The 22,839-nt window shown below is 38.6% G+C and carries 19 protein-coding genes, 1 other RNA gene and 1 other annotated feature; of the genes, 18 read left to right on the top strand and 2 right to left on the bottom strand.

Features of this window, described 5'->3' with window-relative positions:
- Positions 1-314 precede the first annotated feature (314 nt).
- The 17 genes from B5771_RS19050 to B5771_RS18970 all read left to right on the top strand — a co-directional run bounded on the left by B5771_RS19050 (position 315) and on the right by B5771_RS18970 (position 20,002).
- Complete coding sequence (locus tag B5771_RS19050) at positions 315-1,601, top strand: 3-isopropylmalate dehydratase large subunit (RefSeq protein WP_088188934.1); 1,287 nt, start codon at positions 315-317, stop codon at positions 1,599-1,601.
- Between the two features lie 15 nt (positions 1,602-1,616).
- Positions 1,617-2,141, top strand: a complete 525-nt coding sequence (locus B5771_RS19045; protein ID WP_088188933.1) for a 3-isopropylmalate dehydratase — start codon at positions 1,617-1,619, stop codon at positions 2,139-2,141.
- A 49-nt stretch (positions 2,142-2,190) separates the two neighbouring features.
- Positions 2,191-2,427, top strand: a binding site (T-box leader).
- Positions 2,428-2,532: 105 nt separating this feature from the next.
- Positions 2,533-3,750, top strand: a complete 1,218-nt coding sequence (locus B5771_RS19040) for a pyridoxal phosphate-dependent aminotransferase (protein WP_088188932.1) — start codon at positions 2,533-2,535, stop codon at positions 3,748-3,750.
- Between the two features lie 404 nt (positions 3,751-4,154).
- Positions 4,155-5,594, top strand: coding sequence for a hypothetical protein (locus B5771_RS19035; protein ID WP_242966893.1), 1,440 nt, complete (start codon positions 4,155-4,157; stop codon positions 5,592-5,594).
- 306 nt (positions 5,595-5,900) lie between these two features.
- On the top strand, positions 5,901-6,518 hold the full coding sequence (locus tag B5771_RS19030; protein WP_088188931.1) for a metalloregulator ArsR/SmtB family transcription factor: 618 nt from the start codon (positions 5,901-5,903) through the stop codon (positions 6,516-6,518).
- Between the two features lie 103 nt (positions 6,519-6,621).
- Positions 6,622-7,074 (top strand): MarR family transcriptional regulator, encoded by a 453-nt coding sequence (locus B5771_RS19025; RefSeq protein WP_242966892.1) that lies wholly within the window; start codon positions 6,622-6,624, stop codon positions 7,072-7,074.
- Positions 7,075-8,292: an MFS transporter gene (locus B5771_RS19020; RefSeq protein WP_088188930.1), complete on the top strand. Its 1,218-nt coding sequence runs from the start codon at positions 7,075-7,077 to the stop codon at positions 8,290-8,292.
- A gap of 17 nt (positions 8,293-8,309) precedes the next feature.
- Positions 8,310-8,489, top strand: a complete 180-nt coding sequence (locus B5771_RS23980) for a hypothetical protein (RefSeq protein ID WP_140417765.1) — start codon at positions 8,310-8,312, stop codon at positions 8,487-8,489.
- 78 nt (positions 8,490-8,567) lie between these two features.
- The gene (locus tag B5771_RS19015; protein WP_088188929.1) at positions 8,568-10,076 is read left to right on the top strand and encodes a hypothetical protein; all 1,509 of its coding nucleotides are present in this window, start codon (positions 8,568-8,570) and stop codon (positions 10,074-10,076) included.
- A 231-nt stretch (positions 10,077-10,307) separates the two neighbouring features.
- A complete protein-coding gene (locus tag B5771_RS19010) occupies positions 10,308-11,825 on the top strand; it encodes a PLP-dependent aminotransferase family protein (RefSeq protein WP_088188928.1) in 1,518 nt (505 codons plus the stop codon).
- A 43-nt stretch (positions 11,826-11,868) separates the two neighbouring features.
- Positions 11,869-13,053, top strand: a complete 1,185-nt coding sequence (locus tag B5771_RS19005; RefSeq protein WP_088188927.1) for a PLP-dependent aminotransferase family protein — start codon at positions 11,869-11,871, stop codon at positions 13,051-13,053.
- Positions 13,054-13,101: 48 nt separating this feature from the next.
- A complete protein-coding gene (locus B5771_RS19000) occupies positions 13,102-13,791 on the top strand; it encodes an aspartate/glutamate racemase family protein (RefSeq protein ID WP_088188926.1) in 690 nt (229 codons plus the stop codon).
- 888 nt (positions 13,792-14,679) lie between these two features.
- Complete coding sequence (locus tag B5771_RS18990; protein ID WP_088188924.1) at positions 14,680-16,320, top strand: glutamate synthase-related protein; 1,641 nt, start codon at positions 14,680-14,682, stop codon at positions 16,318-16,320.
- A gap of 223 nt (positions 16,321-16,543) precedes the next feature.
- Positions 16,544-17,500: a helix-turn-helix domain-containing GNAT family N-acetyltransferase gene (locus B5771_RS18985; RefSeq protein WP_088188923.1), complete on the top strand. Its 957-nt coding sequence runs from the start codon at positions 16,544-16,546 to the stop codon at positions 17,498-17,500.
- 422 nt (positions 17,501-17,922) lie between these two features.
- Positions 17,923-18,107, top strand: a non-coding RNA gene (gene ssrS, locus B5771_RS18980) — 6S RNA.
- Positions 18,108-18,352: 245 nt separating this feature from the next.
- The gene (locus B5771_RS18975; RefSeq protein WP_088188922.1) at positions 18,353-19,330 is read left to right on the top strand and encodes a uroporphyrinogen decarboxylase family protein; all 978 of its coding nucleotides are present in this window, start codon (positions 18,353-18,355) and stop codon (positions 19,328-19,330) included.
- 162 nt (positions 19,331-19,492) lie between these two features.
- On the top strand, positions 19,493-20,002 hold the full coding sequence (locus B5771_RS18970; RefSeq protein ID WP_088188921.1) for a nicotinamide-nucleotide amidohydrolase family protein: 510 nt from the start codon (positions 19,493-19,495) through the stop codon (positions 20,000-20,002).
- A gap of 36 nt (positions 20,003-20,038) precedes the next feature.
- Here B5771_RS18970 and B5771_RS18965 read toward each other — a convergent pair whose 3' ends face one another.
- Entirely contained in the window at positions 20,039-20,716 is a 678-nt protein-coding gene (locus B5771_RS18965; RefSeq protein ID WP_088188920.1) for an isoprenylcysteine carboxylmethyltransferase family protein, read from the bottom strand.
- A 124-nt stretch (positions 20,717-20,840) separates the two neighbouring features.
- Complete coding sequence (locus tag B5771_RS18960; protein WP_047811386.1) at positions 20,841-21,479, bottom strand: lactate utilization protein; 639 nt, start codon at positions 21,477-21,479, stop codon at positions 20,841-20,843.
- 352 nt (positions 21,480-21,831) lie between these two features.
- Here B5771_RS18960 and B5771_RS18955 point away from each other — a divergent pair, with 352 nt between their 5' ends.
- Positions 21,832-22,725, top strand: a complete 894-nt coding sequence (locus tag B5771_RS18955; RefSeq protein ID WP_088188919.1) for a GGDEF domain-containing protein — start codon at positions 21,832-21,834, stop codon at positions 22,723-22,725.
- The last annotated feature ends 114 nt before the right edge of the window (positions 22,726-22,839 follow it).

Below are 22,839 nucleotides of genomic sequence, written 5' to 3'. Positions count from 1 at the left end.
GTGAAAGTTATCGATGAGTTCACTAGTTTGACAGAATTCGAAATTTGCTAATTAAAAGAGCGTCTGTGGGCGCTCTTTTAGCGTTCTTAATACAGGAAATAGAGGATAGTGTGCTGGCGGAGTACGTAAGGTAAGTTACATAAAGCTCATTACATGACACTGGGGCAATGGTGGTAAATTGTCTTGTGAAATTGTTTTTTAAACAGGTCTCAAATTTTGGCTTTTATACTATAACAATTTGTTGTAAAATGAGTATAGACATTTGATACAACCAGTCAATTTTAAAGATTTAGATGAAAAACAAGGAGAAGAAAATGGGTAAAACAATAGCTGAGAAAATATTTGACGCACATAGGGTAAACATGCCTTTTCCAGATACGCATGTTTTAAAATTGGATAGGGTGTTTTGCCATGAAATTACCACGCCGATTGCTATTACAGATCTTATGGCAAGGGGAATGGACAGAGTCTTTGATCCCACGAAAATTAAAGCAGTCATAGACCATGTAACACCTGCCAAAGATTCTAAAACGGCTGAACAGGGAAAGATACTGCGGGATTGGGCTAAAAGGCATGGTATCAAAGATTTTTTTGACATCGGAAGAAATGGCGTTTGTCATGCCATATTCCCAGAAAAGGGATTCGTAAGACCCGGGTATACAGTGATTATGGGGGATTCTCACACCTGTACTCATGGAGCTTTTGGAGCTTTTGCTGCAGGTGTCGGTACGACTGACTTGGAAGTAGGAATTCTTAAGGGTGTTTGTGCTTTCCACTTTCCGAAAACCCTTAAATTTGTACTTCGGGGTACTTTAAAGCCCGGCGTTTATGCCAAAGACTTGATACTTTTTCTTATTAAAGAATTGACTGTAAACGGTGCTACAAACATGGTTATAGAATTTACAGGACCGGTCATTGATGCCATGTCCATGGAATCACGTATGACTCTTTGCAATATGGCCATTGAAGCCGGAGGCACTTGTGGCATTTGTTACCCGGATATGACAACCGTTGAGTATTTATGGGAATTCATAAAAGATGAATTTAAAACGAAGGAAGACGCCTTGAAAGAATACACCAAATGGGTTTCTGATGAGGATGCTTCTTATGAGAAGGTCTATGACTATGATGTTACCAATTTAGAACCGATGGTTACGTTTGGTTACAAACCGGACCAAGTAAAAACCGTTAAGGAAATGTCAGGCAGCAAAATTGATCAAGTTTATATAGGGAGCTGCACCAATGGCCGTATCGAAGATCTGAGAATTGCTGCAAGTATTCTTAAGGACAAAAAAATCAGTGATGATGTGCGTGCCGTTGTAAGTCCTGCAACTCCGGCTATTTATTCGCTGGCCTTAAAAGAAGGATTAATTGAGATTTTCCAAAACGCCGGTTTTTGTGTTACAAACCCAACCTGCGGTGCATGTCTTGGCATGAGCAATGGAGTTCTTGCTGCTGGTGAGGTTTGTGCTTCGACGACAAACCGGAACTTTAATGGCCGAATGGGCAAGGGCGGTACCGTTCATCTGATGAGTCCTGCTACAGCCGCAGCTTCAGCGCTCGAAGGAAAAATAACTAATTCGCAATTATATAAAGCGTGAGTAATGGAGGGAACAATGAAACAATTTAGCGGAAAAGTCCTATTCTTGGATAGGTGTGATATCAATACCGATGAAATCATTCCAGCGAAGTACCTTACTGAAATCACTAAAGAGGCCTTAAAACCTTATCTATTAGAGGATTTGTCTCTTACCGGGTTTAAAAATAAAGAAGATGTCAAGGACAAAGCAGTCATTGTGACAAGAGCTAATTTTGGTTGTGGTTCTTCCAGAGAACATGCTCCCTGGGCTTTGGAAGTTAATGGAATCAATGTCGTGATTGCTGAAAATTTTGCCAGGATATTCAGACAGAACATGTACAATTGCGGTATGTTTGCTATCGAATTACCAAAGGATAAGATCGAATATCTTTTTGAGACCTATGCAGGCAAAGACACTTCAATATCCATTGACATTGATAACGATAAGATTGTTGTAACTTCATCAGACCAGTCAGAAAAAATAGATTTCAAAGTCGGCGAGTTTGACAAAACTCTAGTTAAAGAAGAGGGCTGGGTCGGTTACGCTGATAAAAACTATTGATTGTATTGACTTTTTTAAACGCATGATCTATAATGGCAAAAATTAAATACACAAAGCTGTGACGAAAAATAGTACTTGTTTTAATATGCGCAGAGAGAAGATGGTTGGTGAAAATCTTCGTGAAGAAAACAGGGAAGCCATTTCTGAGCTGTTTAGCCGAATATATCTATCAGTAAGCTTTACCGGAGTTCCGACCGTTATAACGGAAGCGGCATTTTGTGCCGGCAGAGTGCAGAGTAACCTCTGAATTTAGGTGGTAACACGGATATGCTATTTCGCCCTAAGCTGATTAAACAGCTTAGGGCTTTTTATTATGGGTTTTAGCTTGTTTATCGTAAAAGCAGCGATCTGTTGGGCGATTGCAAAAAATATTGTAGAAGGGTGATTTGTTATGAGAACATTCAATATGTCAAAGAAACTGGATTATGTCTGTTATGATGTCCGTGGGCCTGTGCTGGAGGAAGCAGAGCGCATGCGCAGTCAAGGCATCGATATTTTGCGTTTAAATATCGGCAACCCTGCACCGTTTGGCTTTGATGCTCCTGGAGAAATAATTCACGAGATGACTGAAAATCTGCACAATGCTGAGGGATATTCGGACTCCAAGGGTATTCTCTCAGCTCGTGAAGCAATTGTAAATTACTGTGAATTTAAAAAAATACCGCATGTTGGGGTAGACGATGTATATACCGGCAATGGCGTCAGCGAATTAATTGTGATGGCTATGCAGGGACTTCTCGACAATGGAGATGAGATTCTCGTTCCTGCCCCCGATTATCCGCTGTGGACAGCAGCTGTCACATTGGCAGGTGGAAAAGCCGTCCATTACATCTGTGATGAGCAGTCCGAATGGTATCCGGATATACAAGATATAAGCAAAAAAATAACCCCCAAAACAAAAGGCATTGTTATTATCAATCCGAACAATCCGACCGGTGCGGTCTATTCAGTCGAAATATTGGAACAGATTGTAGAACTTGCCCGGCAGCACGGCCTTATTATTTTCTCTGATGAAATATATGACCGACTTATGATGGACGGTTTTCAGCACACATCCATTGCTTCATTGGCTCCTGATTTATTTGTTGTAACTCTGAACGGCCTTTCAAAATCCCATAAGATCGCCGGATTCCGCTGCGGATGGATGTGCTTGAGCGGAGACAAGTCACAGGCACGCGGCTATATTGCCGGGTTAAACATTCTATCATCCATGCGGTTGTGTTCAAATGTACAATCGCAGTACGTCATTAAAGCAGCCCTTTCAGACATCCATACATGCGACGACACTCTTTTACCTGGAGGAAGGATCTATGAGCAGCGCGACTATATAGTCAAGGCTTTAAACAATATTCCTGGTCTTCAGGCGGTAAAACCTAAAGCTGCTTTCTATGTCTTCCCCCGGATTGATACCAAACGGTTCCATATCACGGATGATGAAAAATTTATCCTGGACTTTCTGCATGAAAAACACATTCTTATGGTTCATGGGCGTGGATTCAACTGGCTTATGCCTGATCATTTCCGGATCGTATATTTACCCAAAATCGAGGAATTAAAAATTGCCTGTGACCGCCTAGGCGATTTTCTGGATGGGTATCGGCAGGCATGATAAGCTTTTGAAGTCCAATTCTGGTTTTTGCTGCTCTGTAAAATGAACTTTGATAGAGAAAGGCCCAGGTAAAACTGGTCAGCCAAAGCAGTAGGCAATGGGAATATTATGATATGATCGGTAAGATTAAGTCGGGATGCTTCTGTATCCCGACATTTTTTTAGTTGTAATACACCTATATGGTTTCCGTATTTACTTTTATGCTTGGGTATGCGCGCTAACAAAGCGAGCGTAAACCCATTTTTTTGAAGTTAGAAAATTTGTACACAGGATATTGAAAATTAATGGAGAATACTATTCTGAAAGGTTTAGGATTTCTTAGAGCTTTTTATAATAATTCTACGCTGAGGGGCTTAGCTAAGTATCCGTAATTATATCATTATAGGCGAGAGAGGAATAATTAAGTGATAGAGCATTCCGAAGCTTGGCATCGTGCGATGAGACGTCGACGAAGAAATAGATTTGGGCTAATTGCATTTGCTTTCTTAGTAATCGTTCTTTGCTTAATAACATTTAAACACACCGGAAAAATGACGAACAGTAATGCGATCTCCGTAACGCCCCAGTCCTCAACAGTCAAAATTCCCGACGCAGTTAAAACTGCTCTCCAAGCAGCAGCTTCAGCGAGACATCCAGATTTACTGAGAAAATTCCCCTATCCTTTTAAGGCCATGTTAGCTATTTCTTCAGATATCGACATGACTACGTTAGGGGAGTTTGAAGAGTATCATAGATTTCTAAATACTAAGGAACAAACTCCCTATGGGCAAGGTTTAGGATTGGATATTGGAGATTCCTCCTGGCTATATATCGCGAATGACACCAAAGAAAAAGTTGATAAAGAAGGACACGCTATTGACTATTCAATGTCCTATTTCCAAGGCATTGATCCAAATAAGCTTAAAGACGCGAAGAAAATAGTCCATTATTTTAAAGTTGGGTGGATTGATTCTTTGCATACCTTTGGGGACTTTTCACGAAATGATCACTCGATTAAATTCACGCGCGCTTTAGCTGTCGCCGCATGGAATGCAATGAACCAGAGTGGATTTAAACCTGAAGTTTGGATTAACCATGGATCTGAAACGAATGTTCAGAACTTCGGAATTTATAATTCTCATAATCTTTTTAAATACCAGCAAGGGGATAACCCTAAATCGCCGTACTATCATACAGACCTGACGCTTAAGAATGGGATTCGTTATGTTTGGGATTCTATGGGGGAAAATCAGTTTAGCTGGGATGACCCTTTGTTTCCAATTCATTTACGTGATGGTCAAAAGGTCTGGGGTTTCCATCGTTATACGAATGAACGAAATAAAGGTAAGATTAATTGGACTTGGGAAACACAATTTATATCACGGCAACTTACAAAAACAAGGCTGGATCAGCTTGTTCAAGAAGATAAGTATTCGATTGTGACCCAACATTTAGGTAAAGGGAATACAGGTTTTCCTTTTACTACGGAAGGAGTTAAAACACTTAATTTATTGAAAAGTTACAATGATGATGGAAAAATATTAGTTGCTCGAACTTCCCGCTTGTTGGATTATGCTAGAAGTCAAAAACATGTACATTATTCACTCGTCCAGTTAAACGGTAAGACCTACATCAATATTAATACCATAGACGATCAAGTCTTAGGTTCAAGTATTCCGTCAATAGATGAGGTTCGCGGACTCACGTTTTATGTCAATGATCCATCGAGCACCTACTTGTTCTTAAATATGAATCCAATAAATGCTGATGATATACAATGTAACCCTCGGGATGAAAAAGGCAGAAAAAGTATAGAGATAAAATGGTTTAAACCTGATTATACCGATTATACTAAGGCGGAATAGATATGGTCATAATGATTATATGCTGGGCATGATTCGCGGGAATGGAATGATTTTGTGAAATGAAGAATGCCGAAATACTGGGTTTGGCTTCTGGTGGTGGCCAGCAGATGATAATATGGAAAAACCGGAGTGTTAAGCGATACAATTATTAAACGGAGCAATTTTTGTGCTCCGTTTTATTTATTGAAATAAAGATACGATTAGGATATAATCTAATTAGATATATATCTAATTAGATTTCTTATAACATTTTAGGTTAGACATTTTGTACTTAGAACCGCTTTAAAAAGGAGATGAATAATTCGGGTGCAACTAAATCGAATTGTAAATTTTCATAAGGCATTGGCTGATCCCACGCGTATTCGTATTTTGGCACTTTTAGCTAAAGAACCTTACCATGGTCAGGCTCTTGCAGAACGCCTCGGACTGAGGCCGCCAACTATTACTCATCACATGGCAAAACTTCGTGATGCAGGCCTTGTGAGAACCAGGCGGGAGAAAAACATAATTTATTTTTATTTAGAGGATATGACATTACAACGGGATGCTCAGGCAGCTGTGAATGTCATTCTTCAATCAGTCACCCACACACTCAGTGGAGAAGAACAAGGAGAAAATTTAATGAATATTAGACAAGAAAGAGAAAGAGAGACCGTTCTTAGGAATTTCTTTACGGCTGATGGCAAATTAAAACAGATTCCTGTTCAACGAAAGAAAAAACTAATTGTATTGGAACGCATATTAGAGGGATTCATTGTTGGGCAAAGATATTTGGAAAAAGAGATTAACGAGCATATTAAAAAATATCATCCGGATTACGCTACTATTCGGCGTGAGTTTATTATCAACAACTATATGTATCGAGAGAATGGGATCTATGAAATGAATCCTCCGGAATTGTGGAGAAGAGAGGATCTACTCTAGACTGAAAGCATATCAAATTAGTATATGTTGTTGACATTAGTTATCTTCTGAAATACAATTAGTATAACAATAATTGTTGCAACAAGTAAATGAGGGTATCAGTATGTATATGTTTACAACTTATGATGAATCGGTAGGACAACTGACAAATCAAACCAATAAACTAATAATGCGCTATTTAAACTCAAAACTTGAATTGTATGATATTACTCTTGAGCAGTGGATTGTATTATTGAAATTATCACAGCAAGATAAAATCACACAGAAGAAATTGGCCGAAAATGTAGATAAGGATCAACCTACTTTGGCAAGGATATTGGACATTTTAGAAAGGAAAAAACTTGTTGAAAGAAAACCTAATGAAAAGGATAGAAGAGCATTTAGTGTTCAAATGACTGAGAAAGGAATAAACCTAAAGAAGCATGTGACACCTCTTCTTGAAAATTTATTTGCAACAATAGTTGAGGGAATCTCGGATGAGGAAATAGAAACTTATAAACGTGTTCTCTTGAAAATAAACAGAAATATTACTATTCAAGAAAAGGTGGAGAAATAATTGCAAGGACTAAATTTAAAATCTTCGGACAGACTTTGGACGAAAAGGTATACCTTAATTTTAATCATAAATTTATTTGTTTACATTGCTTTTTATTTATTGGTACCGACTTTACCTGCATTTGCTAAACAGATTGGCGGGAGTAATTTACAAGCCAGTCTAGTAGTAAGTGGATTTTCTATATCTTCGCTTATATGTAGGGCAGTGACCGGAAATCTAGCTGATAAAGTGAATAGGAAGCCGCTTTTAGTAATTGGTCTCTTCATTTTAGCTGTATGCACTTTTTCTTATATGTTCCTCCCAATATCGGCAGTCATAGTTGTACGCATTCTTCAAGGGGTTGGTTGGGGAATGTCATCTACAGTTATTGCTGCCGTGGTTTCGGAAATGGTTCCCGGTAAACTTAGAGGCGAAGGAATGGGATATTATTCACTATCTATGATAATTTCGATGTCTTTGGCGCCAATTATCGCAATTATGGTTATGAATAGTTATAAGTTCAATGTAGTCGCTGTGTTTTCTATAATTCTAGTTGGTGTTGCAATGCTATTATTACAATTATTGAAGATTCCTCACAATAAGACCCAAAGGTTAGGTCATAAAAAAGAAAATATTATTGTATTGAGAGATTTATTTGAAAAGAGAGCGCTGTTTCCATCGTTTCTTTGCTTTTTATTGGTAATTCCTTTGTGCGGAATTATGAGTTATATCATGTTATATGGTCAAGAAATAAAGTTATCTAACATTTGGATATATTTTATTGGACATGTCTCAATGATTTTAGTGACAAGATCTTTTGTTGGAAAGTTATTTGACAGAAAAGGTCATGCTGTAGTAATTATACCCGGAGCAATATCAATGATCATAGGACTCGGAATACTCTCTTACGTACATTCTGTTACTACTCTGGTTATTTCGTCACTATTTTACGGGTTTGGATATGGTGCAGTTCAGCCATCATTACAGGCCTGGGCGGTAAACAGATCACCAGTTGAGCGTATAGGTGCGGCAAATGGAACGTTCTTATCCTCAATGGACTTAAGCTTTACCATTGGTTCAATAGTATTAAGCCTCATTGCAGAAATTAAGAGTTATGCTATAATGTATCGATTTTCTGATATCTTTATGGTTGTTTTCTTATTGGTATACGGTTTTGGACTATTGAAGGAAAAGAATAGTAATATCAATGATGAAGACTTGTTGGAAAATGTGAGTTAAATAGAAAATAACGGAGATTGTTTCTTTTCTTATTGCAGCATTTTGATGCTGCTCTTTTTGTTTTCTTGGTGATTAATCATCCCGGATATGTTCGTTTCTCAGTAAGCGTATGTTTGAATATAGTCATTGATTATTATCGAAAAATCCTTGAAACGCTGTTGGCGGATCTTCTTGGCAAGAACTTTACCAATACTTAATATCCAATTTAAACCAAATTTACAATACAATGCTATAATCTGTCCGTAATGAATTTTATTCAAGAGGGAGGTTGTGGAATGAGTACTAAATACAAAAACAAAAGCAAGATAGCAGCAATAGTTCTGACATCATCTTTTATTTTGAGCAGCATTGCTCTTCCAGCAATAGCGAGGGAGCAGACCAACAATGGGCGGTGGGTAACCGGAGATTTTCATACTCATACCTACTTGACAGATGGTAGTAATACTGAGGCAGATGTACTTAACAATGCTTTCACAAAGTATGGCTTGGATTGGATGGCAAATTCCGAACATGGTGGGACCTCAAAACGCGACCCTTTAGGAAACAATCTTACCTATCCAACTTGGCGCTGGATTACTTTAAAAGATTTGTCATATCCGATTATCCAAAATTTACGCACGCAATACCCGAGTAAATTATTGGTGCAGGGAGTCGAATGGAATGTTCCAACCCATGAGCATGCCAGCGTTGGAATTGTAAGCGATGAACCAAACTCAATCAGTGATTTTGAATACAAGTTTGATGCTAGTGACACAGATAGCAGTCGAGCGGCCGAAGGAGTTGTTAAGGACAATACAAGTCATACCGGTGCTATTGACGGTGCTAAATGGTTGGAGAAAAATTATCCTACAACCAGTTATTTGCTGCTTAATCATCCATCCAGACAACTGAAATTCACTGCTGCAGACGTCCGTGACTTTAATAATGCGGCACCGAATGTCTTCATTGGTCTCGAAGGTATCCCTGGTCATCAGAAAGAATCATTCCGTGGTGGATATGAGTCCACTGACCCTAAAGCACAAACTTATGGCGGGGCAGATTACATGCTGGCTAAAGTTGGTGGCTTGTGGGATTCTTTACTCGGTGAAGGCCGAAAAATTTGGATGTTCGCTAATTCTGATTTTCATTCAACCGCTGGTGACTTCTGGCCTGGAGAATACTCCAAATCTTATACGTGGATTAATAGTAATATCCACGAAGCCGGAAAAGGCAAAGGCTTAGACGTCAATAAAAATAATTACCAATATCTTATCGACGGCATGCATTCTGGAAATTCGTTTATTGTTTTAGGTGACTTAATAAATGGACTGGATTTTAACATTAAAAGTGGCAACACTGCTGCGATGGGTCAAACTCTTGTGACCAATAAAGGCAAGGATGCTGAAATAACCATCAAATTTAAAAGTCCAAAACATAATAACAACGGTGATCTGGTTTCGGTGAATCATATTGATCTAATTGCAGGTGACGTGACAGCTAAAGCTGAACCAGGTACTCAAGAGTATAATAGTGATCATAACAACAGTACAAAGGTAATTGCCCAATTTACCAGTAACGACTGGAAATATGCAGACGGGTGGTATACAGTCCAGTATATCCTTAAAAACATAGACAGAAGCCAATATTTCCGCCTAAGAGGTACCAATTTGGGCGTAGATGTACAAAATCAAACAGATCATAACGGCAACCCCTTAAGTGATTCTTTGGTAGGAACTAACGACTCTACTAAAGCCTATAGCGATCTTTGGTTTTATTCTAATCCAGTGTTCATCAATGTAAAATGATTATTTGTGTATCTTGATAAAGCGTCAAGAGTCTCTGGATTTTTGCCAAATGGTTTTGGCAAGGCGGAGGGGCAAAAAAAGAACACTTAGACTCCGGGATCAATTCTCGGGAATCTAAGTGTTCTTTTTAGCCCTAAAATTGGCTGAATAAATACTTTCGGTATTGGTAGTTGATTTGGAATTGTTTTAGGTAAATAATTAAATTGGATGAATCCAATGAGGTGATTTGGTATGCGGCTAGTCATTGATAGAGAAAATCATACACCTGTTTATATTCAGATTTTTGAGCAGATACGTAGGATGATTGTGGCCGGTGAGCTTTCACCTGGTTTCAGACTTCCGCCTGAAAGGAAGTTGGCTCAAAGTCTTGGCGTCAATAGGACGACGATTTTAAACGCTTATCGCGAGTTAAAAGCTGAAGGATTGGTAGGTTCTCATGTTGGAAATGGAACTGTTGTCCTTTCCTGTCTTCAGGACGAGTCGGATTTACTCAATTTCACTTCACAGGAACCTGCTTGGGATCAGATTTTTAGTCATCATGCCAATGATTTTGATTCCTATATTCTAAAGGACTTATTAACCTTAGCAAGCAGGAAAGACGTGATTTCTTTTGCCACAGGAATGGCTTCTCCGGAAACCGGGCCGCTAAATGCTTTTCTTGGCATCGAGAAAGAATTAATTGAAAGCAGAAATTATAAGCCTTTGCTTCATTCTCCTACAGAAGGCTTCAGATCGTTACGTGAGGCTATTTCCGGTTTGATGCATAAACGTGGAGTATATTGCAGCTATGATGAGATCATGCTTCTTTCGGGTTCACAACAAGGTCTGGATGTGGCAGCAAGGATGATCCTTGATCCAGGGGATATCGTTGTCGTTGAAGAACCTTCATTTTTTCCCGCGATTCAGGCGTTCAAATCCATTGGCGCCAGAGTCATGGGAATTCCAATTGATGAAAAGGGCATGAGAGTCGACTTACTTGAACAGTTATTACAAAGGTACAGACCAAAATTGATTTACACAATACCAACATTTCACAATCCTACAGGGACAGAAATGGAGTTGGAACGAAGGATACGACTGATTGAACTTGCCTATAAATATAAGGTTTTGATTATTGAGGACGATGCCTATGGAGACCTTTGTTATGAAGGTCATTCACTTCCTTTGCTGAAAGCAATGGATAATGATGGTTATGTTATTTATTTAAGTACCTTTTCCAAAACTGTTTATTCAGGTTTGAGATTGGGTTGGATGACGGCGCATAAAAAGGTTGTAAAAAAATTTGCTGCTGCAAAACAAATTATGGATTTGCATTCCAGTAGTTTATCCCAATGGATAATTGAACAGTTTATAAAAAGCGGGGGGCTTGAAGCGCATGTTCCCAGGCTTTGTAAAGACTATCGAGAAAAAAGAGATGCGATGTACGATGCACTGACTAAAAATGCGCCGTCAGATTTGCTATGGAATATGCCTAGAGGAGGTTACTACATTTGGTGTAAACTTCCGAGCGGCGTTTCGGCAGCAAAACTAATTACCAAAGCGGCAGAACGCAAGGTGGTTTTTGTTCCGGGAACTCCTTTTTTCACCTCGGGGCAGGGTGACGATTATATACGTTTAAACTTTACCTTTGAAGAACTTAAAGATATTACAGATGGGATTCAAAGGTTATGTGCAGCTATGAAAGAGTTAATAGATGAGCAAAATTATTGCGACGTTTATCCTGCACTGGAGATTAATCCCATTGTTTAATATAGTTGGTTTTTATTTTTAGTGAGATGAAGGAGGAGTTAGTATGGATTTTAAGTATGCAAAGAGAATGGAATACATCAAGGCGTCTGAGATCAGAGAGATTTTAAAGGTTGCTGAGAGACCGGAGTATATATCATTTGCTGGAGGCTTACCTGCACCAGAACTTTTCCCAGTAGAAGAAATCAAAGAAGTATGCAGGATTGTGCTTGAGGAAGAAGGCGCAAAAGCATTACAATATTCAGCCACTGAAGGATATAATCCACTCAGGCAATGGATAGCCCAAAGAATGAATCAGCGGTTAGGGACTAGCTTCGATACAGAAAATATACTGATAACCCACGGATCTCAGCAGGCGCTTGACCTGACGGGTAAAGTTTTTCTTGATGAAGGAGATATTGTCCTATGTGAAAGTCCGACATACCTTGCTGCTATAAGTGCCTTCAGAGCATATGGCTGCGAGTTTGTAGAGGTTCCTACTGATGATGAGGGGATGATACCGGAAGAACTGGATAGAATTCTGACAAACACTAAACGAGTGAAATTAATTTATATCATTCCCGACTTTCAAAATCCAACGGGAAGGACCTGGAGTCTTGAGAGAAGAAAATATCTGGTTGAGGCGGCAACAAAGCACAATGTTATGATCATTGAAGACAATCCTTATGGAGAACTGAGGTTTGAAGGCGAAAATTTGCCATCTGTTAAATCCTTTGACCAGGCCGGTTGTGTGCTCTGTTATGGAACTTTCTCCAAAACATTTTGTCCAGGTTATAGAATTGGCTGGGTTGCAGGTGAAAAGTCGGTTATTGAGAAGTATGTCCTTGTTAAGCAAGGGACAGATTTGCAAAGCAATACCCTTGCCCAAAGGGAAATTGCCAAATACCTTGAGTTATATGATATTGATGAGCATATTGCTATCATACGTGAGGTCTATAAGAGACGGAAAACTATAATGGTCCAAGCTATGGAAAAGGAATTTCCAGATGGTGTAACCTTTACGAGACCTCAAGGGGGATTATTTGCTTGGGTAGAGCTGCCCGCGAACGTTAATGCCAGAGACGTCTTGGAAAAAAGTCTGGAAAAAAGAGTCGCCTTTGTACCGGGTGGTTCGTTCTTTCCTAACGGCGGAAAGGAGAACACCTTTAGGGTCAATTATTCTAACATGCCTGAGGAGAGGATAATTGAAGGTATTAAATGTCTTGGAGAAACTTTAAAACAGTTTGTATAATTTGGGATAGACTACTAATATTGGAGGGAATCAAGGGGGAAGATTATTATGAAAACAATAGGTTTAATTGGAGGGATGAGTTGGGAATCCTCCTCTGAATATTACCGTATTCTTAATGAAGAAATTAAGCTGAGGCTCGGAGGCCTGCATTCCGCTCAATGCGTTCTTTACAGCGTTGACTTCGAGGAAATTGAAATCTGCCAAAGAAATGACGAATGGGAAAAGGCTGCTCAAATTCTGACAGGTGCTGCTCATAGTCTTGAAGCCTCCGGTGCTGATTTTATTATCATTTGTACGAATACTATGCACAAAGTTGCGGATGAGATTCAGGCAGGCATTCATATTCCCTTATTGCACATTGCTGATGTCACAGCACAAGAAGTTATTTCGAAGGGAATCAAGGTTATTGGCCTTTTGGGTACGAAATATACAATGGAACAAGATTTTTATAAATCACGTTTAGAGGCTCAGGGCATCAAGGTTTTGATTCCTCAGGAAACAGATAGAGTAATTGTAAATGATGTGATTTTTAACGAATTATGCTTAGGACAAATCTTAGAAGAATCTAGAGCTAACTATAAGCGAATTATTCAGAACCTAATTGAGCAGGGCGCGAAGGGAATTATTCTAGGCTGTACAGAAATTGGTCTATTAGTTAAACCCGAGGACTCGACAGTACTATTGTTTGATACAACCGTACTTCATGCTAAAGAGGCTGTAAACTTAGCTCTTAAATAATAAGGAACAGCCTTTCCATACCAAGAGGGAAATCAGTTTTGTGAAGGAGCGTTTTTGGACGTTCCTTTTTGCTTTTATTGCAGGAAATAAATGATAATAGTGGAATTATTATGATTATGTTTAAATGCCTGGTATGACCGCCGCACCTAAGAGCAGTAAGAGCCGTATGACTTGAAAAATTAATGATAGCGAGGGGATATATGTGAGCCGAGATAATTTAGAGAGCCTACAGAAAAGAGCAGGTTTTATTCACATAAATTAACAGGCAGCTCGTCATTCTTTATTAATATACCTTTAAACATTCTACAGCCGTTAGAAAATAGCATGGTTGTTGCAAAACATGCATTTTTAACCAGTATGTTTTTATTGCTCGTTAAAGTCTCTTTAATAATTTATGGTGTAAAACAAGCTGCAGATTTTTTAAATTCTATTGCAAACGATAAAGCCCCATATGTAATTCGCAACGTCAAACGAATTAAAAAAATTGCTTATGTGATAATTTTTTATTCGGTCGCTGTGGATATCTTATCATGCCTTTTATACTTAATTTTTGTAACCAGAATATTTACTTTGGATTTATCAAATGTCCATTTGAGTGGTATCTTAAGTGGTGTATTAAGTGGAGGGTTTATTCTTGTTATCGCCGACTTATTCAAATATGGTGTATTCCTCCAAGAAGAGTTTGATACAAAATTGTAAACTGCCTAAAAGCTGCATTTTGAGCTTGCCGATATTTATGCTCGTTTTAGTTTCTAACCATTTCGCTATAGTTTTAGCCAAGGAGAACAATGTATTAAGTATACATTGATGGAATTTATTCATTAGTAATACAATAATGGTATAATTTAACATAAGAACTATTTTCTACATATGAGGAGGAGTTGAAGAATGTTTCAGTGGCCAAAAGCGAATGATGTATTAGGTACTGTTAACCGGGGAAATGCGAGCGAATCGGGTCTCTGTACGCTATGCCGGGCAGATTGTCAAGGAAAGTGCGAAAACTGGATGTCTAGTTTAAAAGGGAGAAAAATGTTATATCCGCGGCATTTTGGCACCGTAACAGCAGGAAGTTCCAATACGACTCATATTGGCATTAACTATAATTCTTTACGGATTCAAGGGTTCAATTACGGGGCTTATGGATTGCCAAACGGATTGACAAAGAGCGCCGATGATTGTATATTCCCAAATGTCAGTACTGAAACAGAATTTGGCAGCGAAATTAAAACAAAAGTTAGAGTACCCATTATGACGGGGGCCCTGGGTTCAACCTTTATTGCCGCAAAATACTGGGATTCTTTTGCCATCGGTGCGGCATTAGTTGGATTTCCTATTGTTGTTGGTGAAAACGTCGTAGGTGTCGATAAAGAATCTGTTATGGAAAACGGTAAAATTGTTAAAGCACCAGAATTGGATCGACGGATTCAAACTTATCTTAATTATTATGACGGTTATGGTGCCATCATCGTCCAAATGAATGTTGAAGATACCCGGAATGGAGTCGCGGAATACATTATCGACAAATACGGTAATGATGTCATTTTAGAATTGAAGTGGGGACAAGGAGCCAAAGATATTGGCGGAGAAATTCAAGTAACCAGTTTAGAATATGCTCAGTTCCTGAAAAATCGAGGATATGTGGTTGACCCCGATCCCGAGAAAGCGGAGGTCCAGGCAGCTTTTAAGAATGGAGCTCTTAAATCCTTTGCGCGACACAGTCGATTGGGTTACACCGATCTTTACAATTACGACGAAGTACAGGCAGAGTTCATGAAATCAGTCGAGTATCTTAGAAAATTAGGTTACAAACGAATCTCTTTGAAAACAGGTTCTTATGGAATGGAAGCATTAGCTGCCGCTATCAAATTAGCTACAGAAGCTCACCTTGATTTATTAACTATTGATGGTTCCGGCGGAGGTACTGGAATGAGTCCATGGAACATGATGGAAACTTGGGGAGTCCCCTCAATCCTTCTGCATTCGAAAGCTTATGAATATGCTTCGATTTTAGCTGCTAAAGGACACAAAGTGGTTGATATGGCCTTTGCCGGCGGGTTAGCCAGAGAAGACCACATTTTCAAGGCTTTGGCTTTAGGAGCTCCCTTTACCAAAATGGTCTGTATGGGAAGAGGGGTAATGATCCCAGCTTTTGTCGGTTCAAATATTGAAGGTGTACTTAATCCTGAACGCAGAGCTCAAGTAAATGGAAACTGGGACGTCCTGCCGAAAAATGTTCTTGAGCATGGCTCAAAAGCAGAGGAAATCTTTGCAGGTTATTATGATGTTCAAAGTAAGGTTGGCGCTGATGCCATGAAGAAAATTCCCTACGGCGCTATCGCAGTTTGGACTTTAGCCGATAAACTCGCGGGTGGGCTTCAGCAGTTTATGGCGGGAGCACGAAAGTTCTCACTCAAGCAAATTGCCCGAACGGATATTTCTTCCGCTAATCGAGAGACGGAGCGCGAAACCGGAATCCCCTTTATTACGGATTTTCAAGACGAATTTGCTAAAAAAATCTTAAATAGTTAACTTACATCTAACAAATGGAGTAATAAGTGAATTTGGGTTGAGAGCGAAGGGGGTGTTGCAAGACTGCCACAAAACAGTCAGCAACCCCCCTCATAATTTGGAATGTAAGGTGCCCTTTTACCTTTTCAATGTAAATTTCTAAAAATAGTTGACAAAGTCAAATAAATTAGTACAATGATATCATATCTATTTGAGTGCCTAATATTATGGAGGAGGGTGCATCGTGAATTCGCGGAACATGAATTTGATACATATCATTCGGAGATTTAATCGGTTCTACACTAATATTTTGGGATTACTGGACAAGCATATTTATGAAAGCGAGTTTTCGCTTGCAGAAGTTCGGGTTTTATACGATATTGAACATATGGAAGTTTGTACAGCTAAGAAATTGATAGAAGAGTTAAAAATTGATCCGGGTTATCTAAGCAGAATAATAAAACGCTTTGAGAGTGATAGCCTTATATACAGAGTACAGTCCCCGGAAGATGGTCGGTTATATTACCTTTACCTTACGGAAAAAGGCAAAAATACTCTTTCAAAGTTGAATGATTTGTCTAATGACCAAATCTATAACTTAATCAGCAGTCTGCCAGAACGAGATAAAATGAGTGTTGTAGAAAGTATGAAAACTATCGAAAACGCTTTCTCAGGAAAACCTATAAAAATCAAAGAAAAGGTTACAATTCGCAGTGAATTGAGACCGGGAGATGTGGGTTATTTAATTCATCTTCATGGAAGGTTTTATGCGGAAGAATGTAAATATAACTATATGTTTGAAGGATATGTCTGCAAAACGATTTTCGATATGTTTAATAAATACAACGTGGAAAAGGATAGATTCTGGTTTGCAGAAGCGAATGGAGAAATAATTGGCTCCATTGCTATTATTGGACATTCTGCGACACGGGCTCAGTTAAGATGGTTCATTCTTCATCCATCATTCAGAGGAATTGGCTTGGGAAACACTCTGCTAAATGAAGCTGTGAAATACTGTCAGGAGAAAGGATATGAACAGGTATTTCTAGAAACTACAGATGACCAAAAAATTGCAATCAAAATGTACATGAACGTAGGGTTTAAGAAAGTGGCGGAACATGAAAATAAGGAGTGGGGAAGGAAATTGATTGAACAAACCTATGAGTTGAGCTTACCTCTAGGGAATATGGTTTCTAACTGAAGATCTGGAAGAATAGCTGCTTGCAATCAAGCAAAGCATTTTCAAAGCCTTTAATTTAAAAGCCGCCCCACAGCAAGGGCGGCTTTTAGTCTTTTTCATGGTTTCTCTTATCTTTATCTTTGAGATTTCCTCTGCAATTAGAATACAATAAAGTTCATGATATTTTATCAGCTTTGTTTCAAGAATTTATCAAGATTATAAAAGAACGGTAAAAAGTGCCTATGCCATGCTAAAAGCAAGCCGGTAGTCAAGCGAGAGTTAAAGTCGAGAACATATGCAGATGTATTTATTTGGTTAAGCACAATAACTGAAATCCTCATCGGTGCGCTCTGAGTCAAGTTTGGAATAGAAGGCAATACTATATAGTAACCATAAATCCCCTATTTGCTTTTTGAACTTAACCTTGTTATAATGAATTTCCAAGAAACCTGCGATGTGCGAAGATTTGATTTGGTTTTGATCCTATTTGAAATTTCGGGAATTTGAGAAACTTACTGATTAGGTCAGGCCTCTGCTGTTAGAGGAAGACTGAAAAGTAGGGTGAAAATGCCCACCTGCGAGAGCGGGGTTAAAAACCAAATAATCTAAACGGCTTTGCGGGGAATCTAATTGGTGAAATGTAATCCAGAGCACGAAATGCTCTGGATTTTTTCTTATTCAGGAAATATATTTAAGGAATTAGTTAAATCTTTCCGTCATTTGGATATTGTAACCAAAAACATCTTGTATTTTAACGTGTTTCGGAAGATAATAAAATCGCTATACATATTCCAACAATTTGCTATTTTAAACCCGCTTGTGGTAGTTGTTGAAAATCTTCGAATCTTATAGTAGTAATAAGGAGGCCGAATCATGTTAACCCCAAGACAGAATTTGTTCGAAACAATCAGAGGTGGCAAACCTGATCGTTTTGTCAACCAGTATGAATTCATGGAAATAATCATGGAAACCCGTTTTGATAAAAAGCTTCCAATCGGGGGGGAGGGCGTAAACAGCTGGGGAATCACTTACAGATGGCCCGAAGGGCAGCTCGGACAGTTTCCTGTGCATGACGACGAGCACAAGGTATTGAAAGATATTACCGAGTGGAAAAAATACGTCAAAGCACCGGTGATCCCGACGTCTGATGAATTCTGGGGTCCAGCCATAGCGCATGCCAACTCTGTGGACCGCAATGAAAAATTTGTGACAGCGTTTGTTGCACCGGGAATCTTTGAACAGTGCCATAACCTTATGAGCATGGAAGATGCTCTGATGGCCTTATATGAAGAGCCTGAAGCTATGCATGAGCTGATTGATTACCTAGTTGATTTTGAGCTGGCTTATGCAAAAGAAATAATCGACCACATCCATCCCGATGCACTTTTCCATCATGATGATTGGGGCAGTCAAAAAAATTCGTTTATTTCTCCGGAAATGTTTGAAGAGTTTTACTTACCCGCTTATAAAAAAGTCTACGGTTTCTATAAGGCCAATGGCGTCGAACTGATCGTTCACCACAGTGATTCTTATGCTGCCAACCTAGTCGATTATATGATTGAAATGGGAATTGACATCTGGCAGGGAGTCATGACGACCAATAACACGCCGGAGCTGATCAAGAAATATGGCGGGAAAATCTCTTTCATGGGCGATTTGGACAGCGGTACCATCGACTTTCCGGACTGGACGCAGGAGATTTGTGCTGAAGAAGTCAGAAGGGCTTGCACACATTGCGGAAAGCTTTACTTCATCCCCTGTTTAACCCAAGGTCTGGGCGTCAGTTCTTTCCCCGGTGTCTATGATTGTGTAAGCTCCGAGATTGATAAAGTGAGCAAGGAAATGTTTTAAGTGGAGAAAACCTCCGAAGTCATCTCCGGAGGTTTTCTCTTCATTAATTTTGAACTGTAAAACTCTACTAGCTTAAGACATAAATTTAATAATTTGTCCCAGAATAGTTTTGAAATATTCCTTGATAAGGTTGGCGATCATTCCTAAGGAGGCAAAGTTTTTATGAGTGCAGAAAGAGTTGTAGAGTTGCTTAAAGAGCTGTCTGCAACCATCACAACTGTTGAGAGTTGTACAGGAGGACATATCATTTCCGCGATTACAGATGTAGAAGGAGCATCGGATGTCACTCCAGGGGGTTATGTTACTTATTCAAACCGCCAAAAACTAGCTATTGGAATTTCTGAAGATATTCTAGAGAACTATGGCGTATATAGTTTAGAGTGTGCAAAGGCCATGGCTGTTATTGGCCAGAAGAATACCCAAGCTGATTTTAGTGTTGGAGTAACCGGAACCTTCTCAAATATTGATGTACATAATGAAGGCAGCGAAGCAGGGGTTGTCTATTTTGCAATCGTATTTAAAGCGGAGCAAGCAACTGCGGAAAAAATAAATGTCCCGATAATGAAGAGGCATGATCAGAAACAATTTGTTACAGAAATCGTTTTAAATAGAGTGGTGGATGTTCTTGAATCGATATATAATGCACTATTGAATTTCAAGGTCAAAGTGTAAACATCCTGCCGGAGCGTTCTGAACGTCATTAGATATTTACCAAAGTAAAGGTATCAAATGATAACGAACCTTTTTACAATAGTCTGTATAACCTGAGAGGTTTTTAGATAGGAATTTTTCCTCGTCCAGAAGCCGAAGAACAATGGTAAGGATTAACGGCATTACAAAGAGTACAGCCCAATAAGAACCTAAAGCAATAGGTGAAAATATCATCATTAGTATTGCCCCAGAATACATAGGATGACGTACCAACCTATAGGGTCCTGTTGAAATGACTTTCTGATTTTTATCTACTTCAATTATGGCGGAAGTATAGCTGTTCTCTTTGAAAACCAGAAATACTATATAAAATCCTAAGACAACAAAAACATTGGCCAATAAACTAATATTTAGGGGTACTCGGGACCAATGAAAGCGAAAATCAAGCCCTGCAAAAATGAATACAAAACAGAAAAACAAATTTGCCAGGGCTTGTATCGCTTTCTGGCTTTTTTCTTTCTCAGCGGTTGCCCCTGCTTTGAGACGACGTTCTAACAATTGTGGGTCCCTTTTAAATAAGTATAGAGTTATCAGTATCACCGAAATTGAAAATGTTAGCAGGTAGACCCAAGCCTGCAGGTAATTAATTGTCCATGCAGGTAAAAAAATAAAGGCAGCCAAGGCTATTATAAGCATTAAAAATCCGGCTAATGTTCTCCCTAATAAATTAATCATCACAAGCCCTCCAATTTCCTACCTGGAGTTTATTGTTTCCTAAAAACCTTCAACAATAATATACCCCAAAATAGAGAAGAAGAGGCATTTGCAATATCCTTCATTAAATAATGCTCTTGCAGTATTAATATCCGCAGCTGTCGCCAATAATTAATACCGTTATATCTGCCGCCATCGGCTTCTTCCTCATTACAGAATATACCCTGCATATTCTGGTTGGAGATTGACAGTTAACACACACACCGCTTTTAGTACAAGGATTTGGAGTATCCAGTCTTTTATTATTCATAGGAGCTGCGATCCCTTCTAATCTTGCAAAGGCGGCAGCTTCATTTTGGCAGAGTTTGTTGACACCAGCTGCGATAATTACTTTTTTGGGACCGAAACTCATGGCAGCGACTCGATTTCCTAAGCCATCAACATTTACAAGCATACCGTCCAGAGTAATGGCATTACTGCTGCATAGATATAAGTCACTCAGCATTTCTTGCCTGGAAATAGCTATCTTTTCTTCCGGGGCAATACCTGGTGCACCGTGGTCCAAAACCTTGCCGCCGACAGCGTTAACCTTATCTTGAATTCCCATGTTCTTGATTGTCATTGAGCCGCCAAAACCCACGGTCATTTCTGGTTTAACGTGATTCATAATAAAAGCCGCCGCTTCTTCAGCGGTTGCAAAATACACTGCGTCAAACTCATTCTTTTTTAAAGCTTCAACAGCCTTGCGCCCAATTGTTTCATTGTGCCATTCATTAATTTCCATGATAAATCCCCCTTCTTTTTTGCTTTAATAAATACTTTTAAACATGTTCTTATTTTTGCTCCAACGTTTAGTTTATGTGCGAGCTATATGTATAATTATATATAATAGATAAAAATATGGAAGTATGCACTTTTAGGGTAGATACTACCTAAAAGGAATGTTAGAACTATTCTCTATGAAGTAGAATTAAATTTATGCTTATTTTAGATTAATTTCACGAACATAGGAGGAAATAGAGGAAAGATGTGGAATGGTTAGAAAAAAAGAAGATTATAATAATGAATGCGTATGTAAATATATGTATTCACAGTGAAAGTTAATATGGATGTGGTAAAAACTGGAGAGGATCTATTTGAGTGACAAACATAGTATTAAAAAATATGTTCCAATAACTAGTTTTATCTCGACAGTTATAACGATCATAGTTCTATATCTTACTAAAATACCAAATCCGAATATTATATTAATCACATTAATCGTTTATTTTACTTTTTTAGGTGGTTATATTTCCGGTGCTATAAGTTGTTTGCTTACAATAACTTATTCGCTAGTTTTTTTCTCAAGTTCTGGACATCTATTAAGGTATTCTCCAGATAATTGGAAACGTGTTCTCATAAGTTGTATATTTATGCCAATAATGATTTTAATTGTTGGATCTTTAAAAAATGACCTAATAAAGAAAACAAGAGATTTAGAGCTCATTAATGAAACACTTAGTTTTAGTTCTAACCACGATTTTTTAACGGGTATACATAATAGACGGTATTTTGATGAAGCAATTACCAAGGAGTGGTTTCGGGCTATACGTGAACAAAAGCCGATTTCCATAATTATGGTCGATATAGACTACTTTAAAAAGTTCAATGATACATATGGCCACAATACAGGTGATTATTGTTTAAAAGAGGTTGCAAAAGCCTTAATAAAAGAAATTAAGCGAGCCGGTGACGTTTCCGCACGATTTGGTGGGGAAGAGTTTGCGGTTATTCTCCCTAATACCAACCTAGAAGGAGCACGCAATATCGCCGAAAATATTAGAAAATCAGTAGAAGATTTGAAAATCCGATTTGAATCATCGTTAGTATGTGATTATTTAACAGTTAGCGTTGGTCTAGCCACAATGGTTCCAGCGAAAAATAGTAGTTATTTCGAGCTATTAAATAACGCTGATGCAGCTTTATATATTGCAAAAGAAAATGGAAGAAATCGAGTAGAAATGGGTAGTACAATGGTTCCACGTTTGTGACAACAGCAATGTATGTTTTGTCGATGAATCCTATGTGGCTCATCCCTTGAGATAGCTGATGGTCTTGAGTTATTTTATGGGGGAGCAAAAGAGTCCGTCATTAATATGCAAATC

The sequence above is a fragment of the Desulfosporosinus sp. FKA genome, assembly GCF_002196785.1.
Classification (GTDB): Bacteria; Bacillota; Desulfitobacteriia; order Desulfitobacteriales; family Desulfitobacteriaceae; genus Desulfosporosinus; species Desulfosporosinus acididurans.
The sequence above is the reverse complement of the archived record's forward strand: the minus strand, read 5'-3'. Positions and strand labels throughout refer to the sequence as shown.